The sequence below is a fragment of the Natrinema versiforme genome, from assembly GCF_005576615.1.
Lineage (GTDB): Archaea > Halobacteriota > Halobacteria > Halobacteriales > Natrialbaceae > Natrinema > Natrinema versiforme_A.
In genome coordinates, this window is sequence record NZ_CP040332.1 from 311,223 (window position 1) to 332,219 (window position 20,997).

A 20,997-nucleotide genomic window follows, 5' to 3' on the forward strand; every position below is an offset into this window, starting at 1 on the left:
CCTGCCCCGTTAGAGCGGTGGCGACGCCCCACCTGTCAGTTGCTCGCCAGCGACGTACCGCTTGGCCAAGTGTTCCTCGGCCCGACGGAGCCGGTATGTGAGCGTCGACCGCGGCACGTCGAGGTGGTCGGCAAGGTCGCCGACGTCGACCTCGCGCGGCGACTGGTAGTACCCGTGTTCGACGGCGGCCCGGAGGGCAGCCTCCTGATCGGGGGACAGTCCACTCGAGTCGGCTGTCGTCTCTCTGGTTGGCGCCGACGTATCTGCCGTCCGGAGCATCTCCGTTTGAGCGCAGTCGCCGACCGCCGCCTCGAGGTCGTCGAAGAATGCGGCCACGTCGCCCTCGCCGGAGTGGATGATGCGCCACGTGTAGTGGCGCCCCTCGTGACGGGTCTCGAACAGCACGCCGTCGCCGAGGTGGTCGCGGGCGATGTGGGGGACGGACGCGCAGTCGGGGGTGCGCTCCCAGTCAGAGTAGAGAACGAGCGTGTCGTCGGTGTGATCAAGGACTTGGGTTTCCTGGGTGGCGCCGCAGTCCTCAGTAGCAAGACAGTCAGCGTAGTAGTCGCTAGTGAGGAAGGCGTCCCCGATATCGTCGAGGGCATCGGGGGGTCCGGTGACGTGGTCGACTCGCCAGAGACGCTCAGCGGTGGCATGCAGTGACAGCGAGCGGATCCGGGCGTCGGGGTGATCGGCGAGGGTGTCCGCCACCCTGTTACACCCGGGTTCGTATTCGAGGGCGAAGACGAGTTCGCGCATACCCATGCTAGGGAGTGGCTGAATATAACACGTGGGTCGGTGCTGCCGGCGCTGTGTCGTTACGCGTGAAACGTGAGAACAGTTCGTGCAACAACGAGAAGGGAGAGTCCTCGAGGTTCGAAAGGGGCACCGTCGGACGAGGACAGCAGGCGGAATCTAGAGGGTTGTCGATCGACGCTATCGTCGGGTCAGTCCTCCGTTCTTCGGTCCTCCGGCCGGCCGCCATCACTGGCCGTCGTGGCGGTCGAACCGGCACTCGCTGCGTCGAAGGAGACGTCCGGCCCGAGATACTTCGTCCAGACGACGAGCAGACTCGGGAGGACGAGTACGCTGGCGAGGAACGCGTAGACGATCGTCAGCCCGGTGATGATCCCGAACTGCTGGAGCGGCGGGAGGATGGCGAAGACGAGAACGCCGAAGCCGCCGACGGTCGTGGCGGCACTGCCAAGCAGTGCGCCGCCGGTTCCCGTGGTCGTTCGGGACATCGCTTCCCAGACCGATCCCGTCCGTTCCAGCTCCAGACTGTACCGTTCGCTCATGTGGATGCTGTAGGCGACGCCGAGTCCGACGGTGAGGCTCGTGATCATCCCCGTCATGACGTTGAACGGAATCTCGAGCAGATACATCGTCCCGAGAATCCACGAGACGCTGAACACGACCGGGAGCAGCGTCACCGCGCCGAGGGTCGCGCTCCCCTTCGTGATCCGGTAGGCGACCATCAGGAAGGCGAAGACGGCCACGAGGGTAATCAGCAGGCTCTCGATGACCGTATCCATCAGCTGGCCTTGCACGATATCGAACGTGATCGTCTGTCCGGTCGCGGTGGCCTCGAGGCCGTTCCCGTCGATCCCGTCCGCGATGGCTCGCATCTCGCTCGTGACATCGCTCATGGACGCAGTGCCGCTCGTCGAGACGACCATTCGAACGGCCTCGTAGTCGCCACCGGTGGACGAGTCGTCCACCGTGGATCCGTCGGAGCCCTCACCGCCGTCGACCCGATGGATGACGCTCCGCGCTTCGTCGGGGGCAGTGGCGAACAGGTCGTCGTACACCTGCTCGACGTTCCGATCGGGCACTCTGTCGCCGTCGGTATCGGCCGCGGTGAACGTCGCGTTGAACGACTCGTTCTCGGCGGCGACCTGTCGCATCGTCCCGAGGGGGCTCTGGATGTCGGCCTCGCCGCTCGAGAGAGTGATCGCGACGTCGCTCTCGGCGGCCTCGCGTTCGGCCTCGGAGAGTCGCTGTAACGTCTCGGGATCAGTTACGTTCCCCGCGACGAGGATCTGGGCTTGGGAGTCCTCTCGGGCGAAGTTCTGGTTGACGAACTCGAGGTTCTCCTTCATCGAGTAGTCGCCCGGCTCCATCGGGCCGGGGAGGTTGCTCGTCCACTCCGGCGGATCCTCTGCGATGAAGTCCTCCTGGTTGAAGCTGGTGTCGACCTGTGTCGCGCCGTACGCACCGCCCGCGCTCACGAGAACTGCGACGAGGATGATGGCGAGTGGCATCCGTCGAGCCGCCGTCGAGCCGATAGACAGGAGTTGGCTGAATCGGCCGCCACCCGTCCCGAACGCGCGCTTTTTCCGATCGATGCCGCGAGACTCGAGGAGTTCATCGAGTTCGACTTTGAGCGCCGGGATCAGGACGCCGAAGACGAGCAGGGCGGCCGCAATACCGACCGCACTCACGATGCCGAACTCCTGTATCGGCGGGATCGGACTCGTGAGATTCGAGAGGAAGCCGATGGCCGTCGTTGCGGTCACCAGCACGAGCGCCACGCCGACGCCGGCCAGGGCCACCCGCATCGATCCGCGAGTGTCGTCTGCACCGTACGCACCGCCCGCTTGGCGCTGTTCGCGGTGGCGCATGAAGATGTGGATCGCGTAGTCGATCGAGAGCCCGATCAGCAGGACGGGCACCGCGATGAACATCTGGTTGAAGTCGATACCCGCCCAGCCCATGAACCCGAACGTCCAGAGGAGGACTGCGCCGATACCGACGAGGCCGAGGAAGATATCGAGCAGATCGCGGTACGCGACCAGCAGCGCGACGACGACGAACAACAACGCGAGCGGGCCGACGATCGCGATGCTGTCGCCCATCGAATTCTCGATCTCTTCGCCCATGATCCCGCCGCCGAAGACGATGGCCGCCGATCCGTCTCCCTCGACGTCCTCGTTCGCGATGGACTGCATGGCCAGTTGCGCGTCGACGACTGCGTCGGATACCGTTCCCCCTTGGCCGCCACCACCGTCGGTCTGATGAGTGACCAGCAGCATCGTCGCGTTCGCGCTCGTCGACCCCGGATCGTAGCTCGTCGGCATGAACGACAGTCCGCTCATCTCGCCGGACGAGTTCTCACTCAGTACGCTACTGCGTGCCCGTTCGTACTCCGTCGCGTTCATCGACTCGAGCGCGTCGATCTGTTCCTGCAGCGTGGCTGTCGAGGCGTTCTCTAGGCCAGCCCGTTGCGCTTCCAGTTGCGCGCCGAGTTCCGCTAGCCGCTCGGCCTGTGACTCGAGGTCCGTACTGCGCTGGTCGAGGGCCTCGTACTCGTCGGCGAGAACGCCTTGAGTGCCGCGCTGATAGGCCGCTTCGATCCCTGACTCGTTTTCGGCGTTTCTAAGCAGTCGCGTCGATTCGTTGAACGTCGCATACTGTGTCTCGCCGAGGTCGACTGACGAGTTCTCGTCGACTGCCTCGAACTGCACACGTGGCGATGCCGACGGGTCCTCCTGAAGCGTCTCGAGCGCCGCACGGAGTTCCTGCTGGGTGGCGTTCAGTTCCGCACTCCGCCGTTCCACCGCAGTGCGTTCGTCCTGTACAGTCGCGTTCAACTCCTCGAACTCCGCTGCCGTCGCCTCCAGTTCCCGCTGCTGTTCGCCGGTGAGAGAGGAGATCGCGACGAGATTCGCCACGCCGACCGTCGGCTGTTCGTCGACGAGTGTCCGCTCGATCGTCCCGTTCTCGCGGAACGACTGTTGCAATCGGAGGTTCTCGACCATCGACTCCTGGGTGAGCACGTTCTCACCCCTGAGTATCACTTGTGCTGCCGACGTGTTCTCTTGGCCGGTCGAGAAGTTCCCCTCGATGTACTCCAGTTTCTGCGCTTCCTCGCTGTCGCTCTGGAACGCATCGAGATTTGAGGACTGGTCGACCATCCCAGCGCCCGCGCCAACGACGAGCGTGAGAACGAGCATGACGGCGATCACGGGCCGACTGTAGTCCGTGATCGTCTCGGAAACCGTGTCGAGCCAGCTCATCTACCGGGCCGACCTCCGTCCCGGATACCGACTCTCTGTCGTCCGTGACGCTATGCTGAGCGAAGAGTCCCCCTCGTTTTGATCGGCGGGGGCCGTTCCGATCGTCCAACTCGTGTCCGCTACCATGTGTTGATTGAATATTCAGTCAACAGTTATAGGCCTTTTTCCATCTGCTGTGAATGAAGTCACCTGCTGGTGAACGAAAGACAGTAGTAGACTGATCATTCAATCAATTTTTATAGTTGGTAGTCGTATACGGTATTCAGTATGGTGGGAACAACGGGATCGAATCGGAATCCACATCGGGGTGTCGTCGAAATACCCGGGGCGAACAGGACACGATCACGATGACACAACTCCCACCGTTCCTCGAGGATCCGGGCGGAACTCGCGGCGCCATCATGAGCGCGACGTACGTGGCGCTCTGTAAACACGGGTACAGCGATCTCACGATCCAGCGGATCGGCGACGAGTTCTCGAAGAGCAAGTCGCTGCTGTACCACCACTACGACAGCAAGGACGATCTCCTCCTCGATTTCCTCGAGTTCATGTTGAATCAGGTCGAGGAACAGATTCCCGTGTATGGGGACGGGGACGTGGACGATCACATCGAGGAAATCGTCGACCAAACGTTCGGCTTCGGCGACACCGCAACCCCAACCGAGTTCACGCAAGCGATCGTCGAACTTCGATCGCAGGCGACCCACAACGACGATTACCGGGAGTATTTCACCCGAAGCGACCGGTTCATTCGAAAACACATCGCACATACGATCCGATCGGGGATCGAACAGGGCGAGTTTCAGGAGGTCGACCCCCAGCAAACGGCAGCGCTCTTCCAGAGCGTCTTCCTCGGAACGATGGTGTTTCGCGTTACCAACGACGAGGAGAAGGTACTCGAAGACAGCCGTGATGCGTTCGAGCGCTACATTCGGGAGTATCTCCTCGTCGAAGAGTAAGACGCGGATCGGTGACCGACTATACTGCGCAAGTCGAGTCACTTCGACGTGTTCGAACGGCGACACGTCGATCACGATCATCGCGAAATCGAACGTGTCGCGAACAGGGAGGAACTAGTACAGCAGGAATCCATCTGTGAGTAGCCATCCACGAAACTGCGCCTGCTGACTGGATCTTCGACAGGTTCACAGTAGTGACGAGGTCGTCTCGAGCCCACTGTGAAGTCTCGCTTACCGTCCCGTCAGCCGGCACTTGCCCCGTTCGACGTTCTCGACGAATGTGTGGTCGTCCAGTTCGATCAGACGGTTCACTCCTTCCGGCTGAATCCAGTGTTGAAGGCGATGACCGACGACGTCAGTATGAGGTCTCTGCCCTAAAGCGCGGAGAATGTCGTCGCCCACCGGTGTCATTCACCATCTGATCGGCGTCTCACCGGGACCTGTTCGCATGAATTCGTCGTCTATGTACTGTGGAGCTGCGAACGGACGATCGTTCTCCGTGCGAACCGTCCGGATCTAGTTTAGTGAATACAGTGAGCGTTCGTTTCAGAGAGCGGAACTCGTACTCGAGATCACCAAAGCAGCAAGGATGATACTTTGGAGTATCATACTTTAGAGTACGATTATCAAAAGTACTATTGATCCACCGATAGTACAGCATCTATGCCGGATTTCGTGAATCGAACGGAAGAACTCTCACGCCTCCACGAACTCTACGATTCGGCGAACGCCGAACTCGCAGTGATTTTCGGTCGCCGTCGCCTCGGGAAAACGGCGCTCGTCAAGGAATCGCTCGAGGGCGACGACGACGCCATCATCTATCAGGCGAAGCAGAAAACGAGCGCCCTCCAACTCCGACAGTTCATCGACGCAGCCGCGGAATCGTACCCCGGAGTGACGCGCATTCGGGAAGACTGGGAGGAAATTCTCGGATATCTCGCCGAACAGGACGCCATCATCGTCCTCGACGAGTTCCCCTACCTCGTCGAACAGGACGGCAGCCTTCCGTCCGTGCTGCAGGCGATGTTCGATCACGACCTCGACGACTCGTCCGCGACGTTCGTACTCGTCGGTTCGTCGATCAGTATGATGGAAGAGGCAGCCCTACTCGGGAACAGTCCGCTCTACGGGCGATCGTCGCTGAAACTCGATATCAGGCAGCTTCCGTTCGACGCCGCGATGGAGTTTTTCGACGACTCGTACACTGCGGACAAGCAAGTGCTTACGTGGGGCGTTTTCGGTGGCGTTCCGTACTACCTCGAAGAGGTGTCACCGAACGCGACGCTGGCGGAAAACGTTCAGTCGACGATCCTCACCCGACACGGGACGCTCCACGACGAGCCGGACTACGTCCTTCGAATGGAACTAACGGAACCGACACGGTACTTTTCGATTCTGGAGGCGATCGCCGGCGGAAGCACCAGCCGAAACGAGATTGCCGGGACGACAGGAATCGACTACAACCAGCTCTCGAAGTACCTCAACCGTCTCTCCCGACTCCGCCTCGTCGACCAGCACGTGCCGATCACCGAGCAGAAAGAGCGCAGCAAGCGTAGCCGCTACCGCATCCGCGATCCGTTTTTCCGGTTCTGGTTCCACTTCGTCTACGGCACCGGCGAACAGTACGACGAGCTTGGCGCGGACGCCTACGAAGCGCTCATCGAACCGGAACTGGCCGACTTCGTGAGCCAGTCGTTCGAAGAACTCTGTTGTTCGGCACTTCGAACGTTCTATCCGGAGTATACGATCACGGAGACAGGACAGTGGTGGTACGGCGAGCACGAGGTCGACGTCGTCGGCCTCACGTCCGAGGGGACGCTGATCGCCGGTGAGTGTAAATTCCAGCAATCACCGCTCGGGTACGACGCGCTCTCGAAACTCGAACGGCACGTCGACGAGCTTCGATGGTCACCCCAAGGCGGGAACGAGCGGGCCGAGACGTACGCGCTCTTCTCGCGGAGCGGATTCAAACCGTCGGTGGAAGAAGCCGCCGCAGAGCGGGCCGATCTCCGATTGTTCACCGTTACCGACATCGTCGACGCACTCGATGCGTAGAGCGATTTCAGCGGGTCAGCTGCCTTTGACGTCATATATTCCCTGTAATTGCTGTGTAGGAAGACCGTGATGGCGATTATCGCAAAAACCGGCGAAGCCATCTTTGCAGTCGCTGCGGCGTACCACTATGTGACGGATACGTCGTCGTGCTGACCGTCTCTGTCCGTTGAACTCGCTGTATGGAACGATTCGTATTGGGGAATCGCTCGAAGAAAGCTCGACGTTTGTCGGGAAGAGTCGAGCGATGAAGACACGCTCACAGTGGACTACACCACGGTATCGGCGGGCGACTTCGGCCGGCTAGCCGACATGAACGGCTCTGTTGAAATCCTCTTCTTTATATGGTTATTTCTGTGAATTTAATTCACACTACACGTGCATATTGACCGCCAACGATTCCGCCAGCTTCGATAGCTGTTCTTCGCGGTGTGCTGAATACAGGGCGCGTTTCGGTCACGACATTCCCAACTGTTCGACCGCTTCAATCAACTGGACGCGACTACGTCGGATCACGAACCGTTGAACGGCCTGTACGGTCTCGAGTCGAGCGCTCTACCCACCGAACGCTGCGGGATCGACCGCGGGATTGCGGCGACTCGGTCACCCGGGAACGTCGATAGCCACGAGATACAATTCCTGCTCCGGTGTTTCGCCCCAGAGCGCCGGCTCCATCAGCGGTTCCTGTTCGACCCGCTCGAATCCGTGGCCAGCGATAAACTCGCGTAACTCTTCGGGCGGGCGACCGCGATACAACGGGAGATCCTCGTGGATTTCCCGGTACTCGTCCCACGGCTGCGGGAAATCCCAGTAGCCCTCGATGAGAATGATGCGACCGCCGGGCCGGACGACGCGACGCCACTCCCGCAGCGCGCTCGCGGGGTTCGGGAGCGTCCAGATGAGATGGCGCGCCGTCACCACGTCGTAGGCGGAATCGGGCACCTGTAGAGACTCGGCGTCCCCCGTGCGAAAGTCGATCGAGAGATCGCGCTCTCGAGCCTTCGATCGAGCCCGCTCGAGCATCGCTGGCGACAGATCGACCCCGGTAACGTCGTGTCCCAACGCCGCCAGCAGCACCGAGAGCGTCCCCGTTCCACAGCCGAGATCGAGGACGCGTTTGGATTGATCGGGGTCGCCGGTCCACCCCCGGAGGAGCGACAGCCACGCCTCACGCTGCTCGGCCGTGTCTATGCCGGAGATGCCGTCGGCGTCGTACGAGTCGGAGCGCCCGTTCCAGTATCGGCGAACGACGGCTTTGACCGCCTTTTCGGGTCCGGGTGGGGGCGATCCCGTCACGACTGCTCGGTCGCGACTCGATCGAGAAACGACGCGAGCGCGTCGACCGCGGTCGCGAACGTCCGCTCGCCCAGTTCCGGCGAGGCGTCCGTCGCGTCGCCGACCGCACCGTTCTCGCTGAACTCGTCGGTGAAATCGTGGAGGACGCCGCCGTCGACCGTGCTCGCCCACGTCGGTGCATCGCCGGCGACTGGGTCCCCGACATCGTCGGGACACAGGTGCAACAGGACCGACGTCTCGAGGGTTCCCGCGTGCCCGACGTGGTCGTCGACAGCACGCATCCACTCCCAGAGGAACACGTCTACGTCGATCGAGTCCCGCTCGGTCAACTCTCGAGCGAGGTGAGACAGCGTGTCGCCGTTCCCGCCGTGTTCGTTTACGAACACGACCGTCTCGATACTGTCACTCGAGTCCGAGACGGAGTCCACGACATCGCGGGCGTACCGACGAAGCGTCTCCGGCGAGACCGACAGCGTCCCGGGAAACCGACCGTGGTACGGTGCGACCCCGACCGGCAACGGTGGGAGCACGGCCGCGTTCCCGTCCCACTCCTGATCGACCGCAGCGGCGATCGACCGAGCGATGATCGTATCGGTCCCGACCGGCGCATGGGGCCCGTGCTGTTCCGTGCTGCCGACGGGCAGGAGTGCCGTCGTCAGTGCTGCCGACTCGATCTCCGTCCACGAATTCCGCTCGAGATCCATGTGTCTGTGCGGTTGGTCGGTGACCCGTTTAACAGGTGCGAACGTATCGCCTGCCGCGATTCGGGGTGGGAATCGATGGCCACAGCATTCGTCCGATTCTGCGGTCGATCGAAACAGGGGGCCCACGATCCGTCTCGGATCGCTGCCGATCTCGCCCTGCAACAAGGGTACTCCGATCGGGATCACTGTACCAACCCCTCGCTTTCAGATACAGTTCGAGAACTCGAGTGTTTGTGAAGGTGGCGCGCTCGAGCCAGCGAACTCGGAAGTCAGCGGTTCGGGACCGGTCATAACCGCCTCGAGAAAACCTCAAAAGCGCCCGGCGGGTTGGGGGTGGCAACCGTCGCCGGGCGAGCCGCGGACAATGTCAGGTGGGATGTTGGTTGGATCGGCCATGTCGCGCGGTGGGAGCGCGACAGTGAATATGTTCGGCGACGGTATTATCAACTTCATCCCGATTCCAGCGAGCTCGGAATCGTCCCTGTTCGTCACAACAACTACCGTGATGTGTGAGTCAAGCAGATACTGAGGCGCTCGAGAATTCTCTCCACAGACCGTGAGGAGGACGGACGGGAGCGAATGTGTGCTGTGATCCAGCCCTTGGTTTAGGCAGTGCGAAAAATTGTTTAGTAATTGAAAAGTTATAAGAGAGTGACGGACCAATAGTGAATCGTAATGAACACGCAAAAGAGCACCCGACAGGACGCAGATACCGTCGAAGAGAACGCCCTTCGACTCGAGACCGGAAAGGCCGAACAGATCATCGACGCCCTCAATACCGACCTCGCGGACGCCTACGTCCTCTACCATCAGCTCCACAAGCACCACTGGAACGTCGAAGGCGCGGAGTTCCTCGACGTTCACGTCTTCCTCCAAGAGGTTTACGAAGACGTCGAAGACGCGGCCGACGAACTCGCCGAGCGACTCCAAGCGCTCGGTGGCGTCCCGCACGCGAGCATGACGACGCTCGCAGAAACCGCGACGGTCGAACCCGAGGACGAAGACGTCTACGACATCCGGACCTCGCTCGCCAACGACCTCGAGATGATGGGGGATATCATCGAGAGCTACCGTCAGCACATCGAACTCGCGGAGCAACTCGGCGACTACGCGACGGGAGAGATCCTCCGCGAGCAACTCGAGACCATCGAGGAACACGCCCACCACATCGAACACTACCTCGAAGACGATACCCTCGTCCTCGAGTCCGCGACGAACTAACGGTGGATCTTCAACGGTTCCGAATCGGACTACTTTCCAGTCGGTGCAGACGGACCGACGGCCGAGCGAAATGAGGAAACCCCTGAGACCGGAGCGGGACTCGAGGGGACTAGCGGCTTACATCGACGATGTGATCGCTCGAAATCCACCCGTCGGTGTTTCCGGATTCGATGAAGACTGATTTCGCAGGGCTGCTTTCGCAGACGGATATCTCGGGTCCACGGTTCGAAGCCGGTTCGGAGTCGGACGGTGGAGACGACTGGGTCCCGGTAGCCATTAGCAGTGTTTAGGTAGACCTAAAATAAAAAGCTCGCGGTTCGTCTCAGTCGACGTGACGGCGGAGAATCGGAGAGTAACGCATCGTCCCGAGCCGATCGCGACAGCCGTCCCGAAACACCTCACTCGGTGAGCAGGGCCGACTCGAGTCGCTCGGCGACCACCGGACTGATCGTTCCGGCCAGCTCCATCGCCTCGCGCTCGTACTCGTCGAGTTCGAGCACGTCGTGAAAGAACTGTGAGAGAGTGGTGTAGGTCTCGTAGAGTTCTTCGGCGGCGTCCCGCCCTGCTGGGGTGAGCGTCGCCCCCTCGTAGGGTTCGTACGTCACCAGCCCTCTGGACTCGAGGCGCTGGAGCATCTCCGTCGTCGCCGCGGGCGACCGGTCGACCGCATCGGCGACGTGACCGGGCGAAACCGGCGGCGAATCGCGTCGTTCGGCGAGATAGAGAACGAGTAGGTAGTGGGGAGCACCGGTCATTTATGACTGAATCGATACCCGGTCTCGAGTCGTCGGGGCGAGGCCGCCCGATCGAACGGCCGTCAGTGAGCCCGGCGAGATACGCGGAAACGACCGCCGTTTTGTGAGCCGCTCGAACGACTCCCGCTCGTTCGAATTCGCCTCCGCGACGCTGGGACGCAGCGGACGGTCGGGATCAGTGAGTGTGTCGTCGGGGAGAGTCATTCGTCACTCCCGACTCACTCCTCGCCCTCGATTTCGCGCGCCGCCTCGAGGATCAGGTCGTCGTCGACGTGTTCGAGGAGTCGCCTGTGGCCGCGCTCGACGCGAGCGTCGATCTCGTCGTCGGAGAGGTACGTCTCGAGTCGGCGATCGACTTCCCGTTCGCGGATCTCGCGGCGTCGCTCGTCCTCGAGGTCGTGATCGTCTGGCAATCGGTCGTCGAACCACTCCCGCCACCGATCGCGGTCGCTCCACTCCGAATCGAGTTCCGCCGCCGGGCGCCTCCAGTCGTAGTAACTCGCGACGGACTCGGGATAGCCCCGTTCCCGTCGAACGTCCTCGACGACGGTTATCCCGACCCGTGTCCCGCGTCCGGCAGCCATGCTCGCCTGATAGCCGGTAGCTCCGTACGGTGACGCGATGTACAGGTCGTCGACGGGCGTCGTTCCGTCGCCCTCGGCGTACCCCTTGTCGAAGTGCTCGTGTTCTTCGCCGTCGTGTTCGTGCGTCTCGAACATCGCCGCCTCGTCGTCGAGACCGCGCATGTATTCGCCGTCGTAGCGCGTGGCGGCGATCACTCGGCGAGCCGTGACCGGCTCACCCTCCTGAACGCCGACGACGAACCCCTCGCCGCCGTCGGCGCGCTCGAGCGACTCGACGAGATCGGGGACGATCTCACAGCCTGCCTCCTCGGCGTGGTCGTGGATCAGCCCGTACAGCGTCTCGATGTCGATCCCACCGGGAAAGCCGAGATAATTCTCGAGGACGGCACACCGCTGGATCGAGGAGCGCCCGCGATCGAAGATCACCGTGTCCAGCCCGTAGCGTGCGGTAAAGACCCCCGCGGCACAGCCCGCTGGGCCGCCGCCGACGATGACGACATCGTGATCGAACGCTGCGTTCGTTTGGGTCGTGTCGCTATCACTCATTTCTGAAATTCCCCGGTGACGATGTCCGCAACGCGCTGGCGGTCGAATAGCTGTTCGCCTCCGAACTCGTCGGGATACAGTCCACGAGCCGCCCGCTCGAGCTGGAAGAGGTGGATGATCGGCCCTTGGTAGGTCAGGCCACCATAGATGACGCGGTCGTTTTGAACCGCCTGAAGCTCACTCGCGACGTTGTGGTTCCGTAGATGTGAGACGATTTCGGTGTCGAAATACTCCTGGGTGATCTCACCTTGCATCCTGATCGCGAGGGCGTCCGGATCGATCTCCAACAGTGTTTCGTAGTCGATAGTTCCCCCGCCGGCTTGCGCATCGACGATATCGTTCCGGGCGAGACTATCCGCGACGTTCAGATCGGTCCAGTGTTTGGACTGTGTCCCGGAGCCGATCAGGTACGGATAGAACGATTCCGGCGGGACTCCCTCCGGGTAGAGAACCGCGATGGTCGGGGTTTCGTTCGGAAGGCGCGCTCGTACGTCCGCGAGTACCTCGTCGTGATACGCCGCGAACGCGTCGTAGCGAGCCTGCTCTTGGAACACCTGCGCGATCTTCTCGAAGGCCTCGTACAGCGTGTAGTCGGCGTAATCATGCCAGTCGTAGACACGCGAGAAGATCGTGTTCCCCACGAACGGCGCGACGGCGTCTCGGATCTCGTCGATGTCGACCCGATCCCACTGGAGGCGATTCTCCATGAAGTTCGGATCGATGAGGTGAACGTCGGCCTCGAGTTCGTAAAAGATCTCTTTGCCGGTGCCGTCCTGATAGAGTTCGGTGAGTTCGCTTCCGTCGACGGAGACGCCGGGGAGTTCCTCGTACAGGTGTGAGGCGAACCGGGCGCGGACGCCGATGGCCGAGAGTCCGTCACCCTGTCCGAGCGCGACGCCCATGTCCGCGTAATCGCCCGTGTACGGGAACCACGTTTCGGGAACCTCGTCGAACTCGACGGTACCGACGGGATCCATCGTCACCGAGTACGATCCCTCCGTTTCGCTCGTTTCGTCCTCCGGGCTAGCCACACAGCCGGCGAGCAGCCCGCCGCCGACCACAGCGCCGCCGTACTTCAGCGTGTCTCTACGTGTCGGAATCCCGCTCGTGCTATCGGTATTGTCACTCATGGGGTATCGTTAGCGTCTCACCGTCACTGGGTGGTCAGCGGCGATGAACGGCTCGTCGTCCTCGTCGGCGAAGGACAGCCCACCGCAGTCATTGCGACGGACGCGCCACGACGGCAAATCGGGGATATCGTACTCCGCCGGGTCGCGGAAGGCTCCGGCGATCGCCCACTCTCGAGCGCGCATTCAGCGATCACCCGTGATGATGTCGGCGACCGCTTGGCGGTCGAATAGCTGCTCGTCTGCCGGAATCTCCGGATACGGGCCCTCGGTATAGGTCGGCCACTCCCCGAAGACGTCGGGGTAGAGTTGCTTCGCAGTCATCTCCAACTGGAACAGGTTCAGGATCGGTCCCTGATAGCGGGCCCCCTGCGGGTAGACGCGGTCGTTTTGGACCGCCGAGAGCCTGCTACCGGCGGAGTGGTTCCGCAGCGACGATCGAATGCCGGCCAGATCCGTTTCGGGGTGCATCCCGCCCAGCGAGAAGAGCACGTCCGGATCGGCCTCGAGCAGCACTTCCATGTCGATCACGTCGCCCGAGGAGATGTTGTCGCCCAGCGCGCCGATCGGATCGAGCGGGCGCACGTGCGCCGTCAGAAATCCGGGCGTATCCAGCGTGTAGGCGTACATGCCCTCGATGTCGCTCATCCCCGCCATGACGACGGTCGGGCGCTCCTCTTTCGCGGGCAGATTCGCCTCGATCGTGTCCAATAGGGACGTGTGTATCTCCGCGAGCGCCTCGTATCGCTCCGCTTCCTGAAAGATGCCTGCGACCTTCTCGAACATCTCCCAGAGGCCGTAGTACTCGTAGCGGTCGGCCCAGTTGGCGGGCGGCTCGTCGTGTCTGTCGCTGTACGTGTTGCCGAACCACGGGGACACGGTCCCGCCGATCTCCTCGACGTCCTCCGCGTTCCAGCTATCGAGGGCGTTGACGCTCGCCGGATCGGCGAGGTGAACGTCGCTCTCGAGATCATAGAGCTTCTCCTTGCTCGGCTCCCACGAGGAGTACAACCCGGTCCAGTCGAGCGTAACACCGGGCAGTCGCGGCGTGAACTGATTCCACAGTTTGTCGTAGTACTCGGGCGCGTGCATCGCGTTGACGTCGTTTCCGCGTCCGAGGGCAAACGCCATCCCGGCGTGGTGTGTCAGTCGCGTGAAGATGCTCTCCGGCGGCGAGTCGAACGACACCTCGCCCATCGGAGCCATCGTCACCGAATACGTCCCCTCGCCTGATTGGGCACCCCGTTCGTCGCTCTGTCCGACCAGCTCCGAACAGCCCGCGAGAGCGGTCCCGGTCGCGAGCGCGCCGCCGTATTTCAGTGTGTCTCTGCGCGTCGGTCCGTCGACTGTAGTATCGATTTCGTCAGTCATGCGTTGTTGGCTCCAGTGATAATGTCTGCAACGTCCTGCCGGTCGAACAGCTGTTCGTCCTCGGGAATCTCGGGATATGGCCCCTCGGTGTAGGTCGGCCATTCCCCGAATACATCGGGGTAGAGTTGCTTGGCCGCCATTTCAGTTTGGAAGAGGTTCATGATCGGCCCCTGGTTCCGCCCGCCCTGCGTGTAGATGCGATCGTTTTCCACGGCCGACACCGACGCCGTCGTCGGATCGTCCGCGAGTCGCTCTCGGGTCTTCGACACGTGCCTGAATTCGGACATCCCCGCGAGACAGAGGATGACATCGGGGTCGGCCTCGATGAGCGCCTCGAAGTCGACCGTCGACTCGGTCGCCACGTCGGCGAAGACGTCCGTCACGCCGAGGGGGCGGGTGTGGGCCGTCAGGAAACCGGGACCGTTCAGCGCGTAGACGTACATGCTGTCCTCGGACTGGTTGAGGATGATCATCGCCGCGCTCGGTCGCTCGTCTTCGGACGGGAGGTCCGCTTCGATGGTCGCGAGCATCTCAGCGTGAACGTCGGCGAGCGCCTGGTACCGCGCCTCCGCTTGGAAGACCTGTGCAACCTTCGCGAAGAGTTCCCAGAGCGTGTAGTACTCATAGCCGTCGGCCCACTCGGCCGGCGGCTCCTTGTTCGCGTTACTGAACGTGTTCCCGAACCACGGGGCGACGGTCTCGCCGATCTCCTCGATGTCGTCGGTACTCCAGGCACCCATCGTCGTCATGTAGGCTGGATCAGCCAAGTGGAGGTCGCTCTCGAGTTCGTAGAGGAACTCCTTGTCCGGGTCCCACGTACCGGGGAGGTCGGCCCACTCCGCGGAGACACCGTCGAGGCGCTCGAGGAATTTGTTCCAGATCGTGTCGTTGTACTCGGGGTTGTACAGCATCGACGAGACGGCGTCGCCGTGGCCGGCTGCAAGCGCCATGTCCGCGTGATGCGGGAGGACCGTGAGGACGTTCTCCGGCGGCCGTTCGAACTCGACGGTTCCGCTCGGCGCCATCGTCACCGAGTACGTCCCATCCGGCTCGTCGGACGAACTCGGTTCGCTCTGGCCGGCGAGTTCCGAACAGCCAGCGACCAGTCCGCTGCCGACGACCGTTCCGCCGTACTTCAGGGTGTCTCGTCTCGTCAGTGTCTCGTGTCGAACGGTATCGTCATCCGTCATCGTTCGAATTCTCCGTTGATAATGTCCGCAACGCGATCGTAGTCGAAGAGGCGCTCATCCCCGTTCGACAGCGTTTCGAGACCGTTCCACTCTCCGAACGTCTCGGGGTAGAACTGCTTGGCGGCAGCTTCGGTCTGGAACAGGTTGATGATTGGTCCCTGATAGGAGGTTCCACCGCGATAGAGCCGATCGTTCTGGACGGCAGTGAGCCGTTTGCCGACCGGGTCTTCGCGCATGGCATCCATTCGCTGCTCGAACTGTTCGGTCGAGACGTGAGAAAACCCGTACTGGAACAGCAGCGCGTCCGGATCGATCTCGAGGAGCCGTTCGTAGTCCCACTCCGCGTAGCTCCCGTCGATCTCGTCGTCGAACGCGCCTCGCATCTCGAGGTCCCGGTACTGCTTGTGTCCGTTCCCGTCGTGAACCGGATAGGCGTAGAACGCACCCTTCTCGAAGTTCGAATTGATCGATAGCAGTCCGACGGTCGGTCGTTCCTCGTTCGGTGGTAGTTCGGACTGAATCTTTGAGAGGAGGCTTTCGTGAATCTCGTTGAGTGCCTCGTATCGCTCTCGTTGTTGAAATACATCGGCGATTACGTCGAAGGCCTCGTATAGCGAGTAGTACGGGTAGTCATGCCAGTCATCCCCGCGACGACGAATCGAGTTGCCGACGATGGGGCCGATGCCGGTCGAGACTTCATCGAAATCTGCTGGCCCCCAACTGTCGTCGAGGACGCTGATGAAGTTCGGATCGAACAGATGGACGTCGCTCTGGAGGTCGTAGAACGTCTCCTTATCGATTCCACCCTCACCCATGAGCTGCGGAACGTCGTCGAACGAGACATCGACGCCCGGAAGCACGTCGTAGAACGCGTTCGGCCAATTCTCCGTGTAGACGAGTCCCTGCAGGCCGTCGCGCTGGCCGAGTGCGATAGCCATGTCGGCATAGGTGCTGAAGTACGCCATCCACGTCTCGGGCACGGCGTCGAAGGAGACCTTGCCCATCGGGGCCATCGTCACCGTGTACGACTCACTACCGGTCATCTCGTCGCCGTCGCTCTGATCGGCTAGCTCCGAACAGCCGGCGAAGGAAACGCCGGCTGCGAGCGCGCCGCCGTATTTCAGCGCGTCTCTGCGAGTCGGCTCGCCGGTCGCGCTGTCGGTATTATCACTCATCGTTCGACCTCCCCGTTGACGATGTCTGCGACCACCTGTCGGTCGAAGAGTTGTTCGTCCCCGGTCACGGCCCCGAACTCGTCGGGGAACAGTTGCTTCGCCGCTCGCTCTGTCAGGAAGAGATTGTGAATCGGGCCCTGATTGAGGTAGCCGCCGCGGTAGACGCGCCCGTTCCGGACGGCGGTGAGTTCGCTCCCGACGGGATGACTCTGCATATTGTCGAGAACGACGTCCCGGAACTCCGTGGCGGACTTTCGCTCGTGGCCCCGGATGAGAATCACGTCGGGGTCGATCTCGAGCAGGTTCTCGTAGTCGAGTTTCCCGCGGTTCGTGGTGCTGAGATTGTCGGTGCCCGTCCCCGCGAGCGCGTCGTGGACGCCGAGATCCCGCCACTGTTTCTTGCTCGTCCCCCCGTCGTCGAGCCGGTACGGCGAGAACGTCTCCGGTTCGTCGGCCCCCTCGAACGTGAGGAAGACGGACGGTCGGTCGTCAGCGGGCGGGAGTCGCTCCTGTATCGATGTGATGAACTCGGTGTGGAGTTCGCTGAACGCCTCGTAGCGCGCTCGCTGTTGGAACACCTCAGCGACTTTCTCGAACGCCTCGTACAGCGTGTAGTAGCGGTACTCGTGCCACTCGTCGGACCGACGAAAGATCAGGTTCCCGACGAACGGCGCGACGTTCGTCGCGATCTCGTCGACGTCTCCTTCGCCCCAGTCGAACCAGTTGACCAGCATCTGGGGATCGTACAGATGCACGTCGCTCTCGAGTTCGTAGAACTCCTCTTTGGTTCGGACCTCCGGATACTCCTCGAGGACGTCTTGATCGACCGTGACGCCGGGGAGGTCGTCGTAAACGTAGGTGTAGTACCGGTCCGCACCGCCGACACCGGCCAATCCGTCGGTCTGGCCCAGTGCGACGGCCATATCGGCGTACCCGCCGTCGTATGCGATCCACCGCTCGGGTACCTGGTCGAACGAGACCGTCCCCATCGGTTCCATCGATACCGAGTACGATCCGTCCTCGGTCGTCTCGGTACCCTCAGCACCCTCCTGTCCGAGTAACTCCGAACAGCCCGCCAGTATTCCGCTGCCAACGGCCGTGCTGCCGTACGTCACGAAATCCCGCCGCGTCGGGCCTCCGCCTCTCGTTTCGTCTCCCATCGTACTTTTAGGCTTGCCTAAAACATAATAAGTCCACCGATTATTAGGCCTGCCTAAATTAGAGGGCGGTATCGACTACTCCTGAGCGACGGTCTCGAGAAATAATTCGGGGACGGCATCGATTTCACCGCCTTGGACTTCCCACAGCGTCGCGTACAGTCCGTCCACCGCGAGGAAGTCGTCGTGAGTCCCCGCTCGACGATCCGCCCGTTCTCGAGGACGATCGTGCGGTCGGCGAGCCGCGCCGGCTGTTCGATGTTCACCGGCGAGTCGGCGACGGCTGTCCTCCGATTCGGTCGACCGACCCGGGTCAGCGATGGGGCTTCCCATTCAGATCTCACCCATGTTCTGTTGTTTTCGCATCAGGTAGAGGAAGTACGGGCCACCGAGGAGTCCGGTGACGATGCCGACGGGGATCTGTGTGGGGCTCAACGCAAGTCGCGCGCCCACGTCGGCACCGACCATTAACGCCGGCCCGACGAAGAGACAGCCGATGATCAGCTTCTTCGAGTCGCTCCCGACGAGGTTTCGCACCATGTGCGGAACGATGAGACCGACGAACCCGACGATGCCGGCGACGGCGATGCTCGCCGCCGCCGCGAGGACCGCGACCCCCGAGAGCGCAAAGCGGACCTTCTCGATCGACATTCCCAGCGACTTCGCCGTCTGCTCACCGAGCAACATGACGTTCATTTGTCTCGACCCGGCGACGGAGAGCAACACGACCACGAACGTCCACGGGAGCACGAGGCGGACCTGCTCCCAGTCGGTCCCGGTAAGCGACCCGGTCGTCCACGCGATCGCCGACTGGACGACGCCGATGTCGTCCGCGAAGAAAAACAGCGCCGTCTGCAGCGAGCCGAAGACCGTGCCGACGATGACGCCGGCGAGCACCAGTCGAACCGGTGACGTTCCGTTCTTCCACGCGATGACGTAGACGATGAGGAACGCACCGGCACCCCCGAGCGCGGCGATCAGCGGGAGAAACGCCGTCAGGCTCCCGAATACGACGAGCGTCAGCAAAATCATGAGCCCCGCGCCGGAGGAGACGCCGAGAATGAACGGGCTCGCGAGTTCGTTTCGCGTCACCGCCTGAAAAATCGCCCCCGAGACGCCGAGGTTCATCCCGACGAGGGCCGCGACGAACACCCGCGGCAGTCGGATGTTCCAGACGATGAGACTTTCGGTGCTCATCTCCGGCATCGTTTCGCCCAACAGGAACGCGTCCCACGCCTGCGGATTGAACACCACGTTCGGATTGAACACCGCGGCCCACGCCTCGGCGAACGTCATCGAATACGCACCGAAACTCACCTGGATCAACCCGCCGGCGAACACGATAGCGAAGCTGCCGAGGACTACCGTGATAAGGTTCGGATCGAAGAGCCACCCGAACCGCGTCTCGTTTGCCGGTGACGAAGCTGTCCGGTCCGGCCCGACAGTCGACTTTCGCTTACTCATGTCGGACCACGCTGGCCGATTCGAGCCAGCCGTAGTTGCCCGTCGCGTCGGTCGGTCCGGTGGATCGCTCCCCACGCCGCGCACCCGACACGCCGTCGATGACTGCGTCGCTATCCGTCCGGCGTTCGCGACGGACGACCGCTTCGATCGCCCCGGTTTTGTCACCCATAGTGATTTAGGTCTGCCTAAAATACAAAACCATTCCGATTTAGGCACACCTAATTCTTTCGGCAGTCGGGGCGAGCTACCATACCGTTATGTCGCCGGATTAGTACGGAACGCCACATCGCGGACACATCGGAGTGCTCGCTTCGGGAAGCACGAGTCCGCAGTTCGGACACTCGTCGCCGTCCGGAGTAGTGATTTCTGCAACGATCTCGTCGGTTCGGTCACGGATGGCTGGGATCGACCCGATCGTCTCGGGAACGGCATCTCCGGGATCGTCGTCTCCAAAGTCGTCGTCTCCGCCGGTCGCAAAGCGAACTCGAGCGGCGAGGAACTGTTCGGGGTCGTCGTCGACGGCCGCGGTCACGTCCGGGATCGACACGTCCGAGTCCGCTCGCTCGAGCAATCCGAACGCCTCGACTACCCGGCCGCGCACGTAGGGGTTCTCGTCGTCCAATCGATCGCGCAGTGTGGCGGCGCTCTCGGATAGCGCATCGGGGGACGCACAACCGATCGCGACGAGCGCGGTACAGAGGTGATAGCGGACGAGTTCGTTCGGATCGTCGAGCGACTCGGTCAGGGTCGAGACGCGGTGTCGGAGCCGATCCTGATCGCCAAGCGCCACGAACTCGAGGGCCTTCGCCAGCTTCTCTCTGACCTCGGGCTCGTCGAACGACAGTCCGATTTGCAGGTCAGCCAGCACCTCGGGTGTGGCGGCCGTCTCCGGGTGCTCCAACGCGACATAGCCCAGCGCCTCCGCCGAGCGAGCGCGCACGTAATAGAACTCGTCCTCGTCGGCCAATCGGTCCGCGAGCGATGGGACGACCGACGAGACGACGTCGGGGTCGGCCTCGGCGACTTCGACGAACAGTTTCGCGGTCGTCAAACGGATCGATCGCTCCTCGTCAGTGAGAAACGACGGCAGCGTCGTGAGGACGGGCTCGAGTGCGGTCGGTTGCGTTTCGGCGAACTGACGTATCGCTCGAACAGCTGCTTTCCGCGTCTCCATATCGTGCGTTGCGAGACGCTCGAGACACGTGACAGCCTCCTCGGGGGCTCCGCTATCGAGGGCAGACTCGAGCTGGTCGACAGACGACTGCTGTGGTGAATCGTCCATAGTTACGTCGGCGTGTACCGGTGGATTCGAGCCCGCCGGACAATAAAATCCAGTGCGTGTCCGGCTGGCACAGGGGAGTGATTTCGAGACGTCCA

Annotated in this window: 18 protein-coding genes and 1 pseudogene; 3 read left to right on the forward strand and 16 right to left on the reverse strand. The window is 62.1% G+C overall.

Annotation, left to right across the window (positions count from 1 at the left end; all coding sequences use genetic code 11):
- Window positions 1–9 precede the first annotated feature (9 nt).
- Both FEJ81_RS22400 and FEJ81_RS22405 read right to left on the reverse strand, forming a co-directional pair.
- Window positions 10–759, reverse strand: coding sequence for a helix-turn-helix domain-containing protein (locus FEJ81_RS22400; RefSeq protein ID WP_138247406.1), 750 nt, complete (start codon window positions 757–759; stop codon window positions 10–12).
- Between the two features lie 188 nt (window positions 760–947).
- Entirely contained in the window at window positions 948–4,019 is a 3,072-nt protein-coding gene (locus FEJ81_RS22405) for an MMPL family transporter (protein WP_138247407.1), read from the reverse strand.
- 347 nt (window positions 4,020–4,366) lie between these two features.
- Here FEJ81_RS22405 and FEJ81_RS22410 point away from each other — a divergent pair, with 347 nt between their 5' ends.
- Both FEJ81_RS22410 and FEJ81_RS22420 read left to right on the forward strand, forming a co-directional pair.
- Entirely contained in the window at window positions 4,367–4,978 is a 612-nt protein-coding gene (locus FEJ81_RS22410) for a TetR/AcrR family transcriptional regulator (protein WP_138247408.1), read from the forward strand.
- 663 nt (window positions 4,979–5,641) lie between these two features.
- Window positions 5,642–7,033 (forward strand): ATP-binding protein, encoded by a 1,392-nt coding sequence (locus tag FEJ81_RS22420; RefSeq protein ID WP_138247409.1) that lies wholly within the window; start codon window positions 5,642–5,644, stop codon window positions 7,031–7,033.
- A gap of 600 nt (window positions 7,034–7,633) precedes the next feature.
- Here FEJ81_RS22420 and FEJ81_RS22425 read toward each other — a convergent pair.
- A complete protein-coding gene (locus tag FEJ81_RS22425) occupies window positions 7,634–8,326 on the reverse strand; it encodes a class I SAM-dependent methyltransferase (RefSeq protein ID WP_138247410.1) in 693 nt (230 codons plus the stop codon).
- Window positions 8,323–9,030 (reverse strand): creatininase family protein, encoded by a 708-nt coding sequence (locus FEJ81_RS22430; RefSeq protein WP_138247411.1) that lies wholly within the window; start codon window positions 9,028–9,030, stop codon window positions 8,323–8,325. Before FEJ81_RS22430 ends, FEJ81_RS22425 begins: the two co-directional genes overlap by 4 nt.
- A gap of 675 nt (window positions 9,031–9,705) precedes the next feature.
- On the opposite strand from FEJ81_RS22430, the gene dpsA reads away from it, so the two are divergent.
- Window positions 9,706–10,251, forward strand: coding sequence for a DNA starvation/stationary phase protection protein DpsA (gene dpsA / locus FEJ81_RS22435; RefSeq protein WP_138247412.1), 546 nt, complete (start codon window positions 9,706–9,708; stop codon window positions 10,249–10,251).
- A 398-nt stretch (window positions 10,252–10,649) separates the two neighbouring features.
- Here the strand turns inward: dpsA and FEJ81_RS22440 are convergent, their stop codons facing one another.
- From FEJ81_RS22440 to FEJ81_RS22485, 12 genes and pseudogenes are all read right to left on the reverse strand, one after another.
- Complete coding sequence (locus tag FEJ81_RS22440) at window positions 10,650–11,006, reverse strand: metal-dependent transcriptional regulator (protein WP_138247413.1); 357 nt, start codon at window positions 11,004–11,006, stop codon at window positions 10,650–10,652.
- 218 nt (window positions 11,007–11,224) lie between these two features.
- Window positions 11,225–12,136: an FAD-dependent oxidoreductase gene (locus FEJ81_RS22445; RefSeq protein WP_138247414.1), complete on the reverse strand. Its 912-nt coding sequence runs from the start codon at window positions 12,134–12,136 to the stop codon at window positions 11,225–11,227.
- Window positions 12,133–13,266, reverse strand: a complete 1,134-nt coding sequence (locus FEJ81_RS22450) for an ABC transporter substrate-binding protein (protein ID WP_138247415.1) — start codon at window positions 13,264–13,266, stop codon at window positions 12,133–12,135. Before FEJ81_RS22450 ends, FEJ81_RS22445 begins: the two co-directional genes overlap by 4 nt.
- 9 nt (window positions 13,267–13,275) lie before the next feature.
- On the reverse strand, window positions 13,276–13,449 hold the full coding sequence (locus FEJ81_RS23565; RefSeq protein WP_175416547.1) for a hypothetical protein: 174 nt from the start codon (window positions 13,447–13,449) through the stop codon (window positions 13,276–13,278).
- On the reverse strand, window positions 13,450–14,634 hold the full coding sequence (locus FEJ81_RS22455; RefSeq protein WP_138247416.1) for an ABC transporter substrate-binding protein: 1,185 nt from the start codon (window positions 14,632–14,634) through the stop codon (window positions 13,450–13,452).
- Window positions 14,631–15,824 carry an ABC transporter substrate-binding protein gene (locus FEJ81_RS22460; protein WP_175416548.1) on the reverse strand — a complete coding sequence of 398 codons (1,194 nt, stop codon included), beginning with the start codon at window positions 15,822–15,824 and terminating at the stop codon, window positions 14,631–14,633. Before FEJ81_RS22460 ends, FEJ81_RS22455 begins: the two co-directional genes overlap by 4 nt.
- The gene (locus FEJ81_RS22465; protein ID WP_138247417.1) at window positions 15,821–16,999 is read right to left on the reverse strand and encodes an ABC transporter substrate-binding protein; all 1,179 of its coding nucleotides are present in this window, start codon (window positions 16,997–16,999) and stop codon (window positions 15,821–15,823) included. The genes FEJ81_RS22460 and FEJ81_RS22465 overlap by 4 nt, the downstream gene beginning before the upstream one ends.
- Window positions 16,996–18,159, reverse strand: a complete 1,164-nt coding sequence (locus tag FEJ81_RS22470) for an ABC transporter substrate-binding protein (protein WP_138247418.1) — start codon at window positions 18,157–18,159, stop codon at window positions 16,996–16,998. Before FEJ81_RS22470 ends, FEJ81_RS22465 begins: the two co-directional genes overlap by 4 nt.
- 75 nt (window positions 18,160–18,234) lie before the next feature.
- Window positions 18,235–18,395, reverse strand: a pseudogene (locus FEJ81_RS24500) (ABC transporter ATP-binding protein); the annotation flags it as partial.
- 94 nt (window positions 18,396–18,489) lie between these two features.
- Window positions 18,490–19,620, reverse strand: coding sequence for a FecCD family ABC transporter permease (locus FEJ81_RS22480; protein ID WP_138247419.1), 1,131 nt, complete (start codon window positions 19,618–19,620; stop codon window positions 18,490–18,492).
- Complete coding sequence (locus FEJ81_RS23575) at window positions 19,613–19,789, reverse strand: hypothetical protein (protein WP_175416550.1); 177 nt, start codon at window positions 19,787–19,789, stop codon at window positions 19,613–19,615. The genes FEJ81_RS22480 and FEJ81_RS23575 overlap by 8 nt, the downstream gene beginning before the upstream one ends.
- Window positions 19,790–19,888: 99 nt before the next feature.
- Window positions 19,889–20,902 carry a sister chromatid cohesion protein PDS5 gene (locus FEJ81_RS22485; RefSeq protein ID WP_138247420.1) on the reverse strand — a complete coding sequence of 338 codons (1,014 nt, stop codon included), beginning with the start codon at window positions 20,900–20,902 and terminating at the stop codon, window positions 19,889–19,891.
- Between the last annotated feature and the right edge of the window lie 95 nt (window positions 20,903–20,997).

Excerpts from the sequence above, each read along its gene's own strand:
- FEJ81_RS22400 (WP_138247406.1), bottom strand. The coding sequence starts at position 759 with ATGCGCGAACTCGTCTTCGCCCTCGAATACGAACCCGGGTGTAACAGG.
- FEJ81_RS22405 (WP_138247407.1), bottom strand. The coding sequence starts at position 4,019 with ATGAGCTGGCTCGACACGGTTTCCGAGACGATCACGGACTACAGTCGG.
- FEJ81_RS22410 (WP_138247408.1), top strand. The coding sequence starts at position 4,367 with ATGACACAACTCCCACCGTTCCTCGAGGATCCGGGCGGAACTCGCGGC.
- FEJ81_RS22420 (WP_138247409.1), top strand. The coding sequence starts at position 5,642 with ATGCCGGATTTCGTGAATCGAACGGAAGAACTCTCACGCCTCCACGAA.
- FEJ81_RS22430 (WP_138247411.1), bottom strand. The coding sequence starts at position 9,030 with ATGGATCTCGAGCGGAATTCGTGGACGGAGATCGAGTCGGCAGCACTG.
- dpsA (WP_138247412.1), top strand. The coding sequence starts at position 9,706 with ATGAACACGCAAAAGAGCACCCGACAGGACGCAGATACCGTCGAAGAG.
- FEJ81_RS22440 (WP_138247413.1), bottom strand. The coding sequence starts at position 11,006 with ATGACCGGTGCTCCCCACTACCTACTCGTTCTCTATCTCGCCGAACGA.
- FEJ81_RS22445 (WP_138247414.1), bottom strand. The coding sequence starts at position 12,136 with ATGAGTGATAGCGACACGACCCAAACGAACGCAGCGTTCGATCACGAT.
- FEJ81_RS22450 (WP_138247415.1), bottom strand. The coding sequence starts at position 13,266 with ATGAGTGACAATACCGATAGCACGAGCGGGATTCCGACACGTAGAGAC.
- FEJ81_RS23565 (WP_175416547.1), bottom strand. The coding sequence starts at position 13,449 with ATGCGCGCTCGAGAGTGGGCGATCGCCGGAGCCTTCCGCGACCCGGCG.
- FEJ81_RS22455 (WP_138247416.1), bottom strand. The coding sequence starts at position 14,634 with ATGACTGACGAAATCGATACTACAGTCGACGGACCGACGCGCAGAGAC.
- FEJ81_RS22460 (WP_175416548.1), bottom strand. The coding sequence starts at position 15,824 with ATGACGGATGACGATACCGTTCGACACGAGACACTGACGAGACGAGAC.
- FEJ81_RS22465 (WP_138247417.1), bottom strand. The coding sequence starts at position 16,999 with ATGAGTGATAATACCGACAGCGCGACCGGCGAGCCGACTCGCAGAGAC.
- FEJ81_RS22470 (WP_138247418.1), bottom strand. The coding sequence starts at position 18,159 with ATGGGAGACGAAACGAGAGGCGGAGGCCCGACGCGGCGGGATTTCGTG.
- FEJ81_RS22480 (WP_138247419.1), bottom strand. The coding sequence starts at position 19,620 with ATGAGTAAGCGAAAGTCGACTGTCGGGCCGGACCGGACAGCTTCGTCA.
- FEJ81_RS23575 (WP_175416550.1), bottom strand. The coding sequence starts at position 19,789 with ATGGGTGACAAAACCGGGGCGATCGAAGCGGTCGTCCGTCGCGAACGC.
- FEJ81_RS22485 (WP_138247420.1), bottom strand. The coding sequence starts at position 20,902 with ATGGACGATTCACCACAGCAGTCGTCTGTCGACCAGCTCGAGTCTGCC.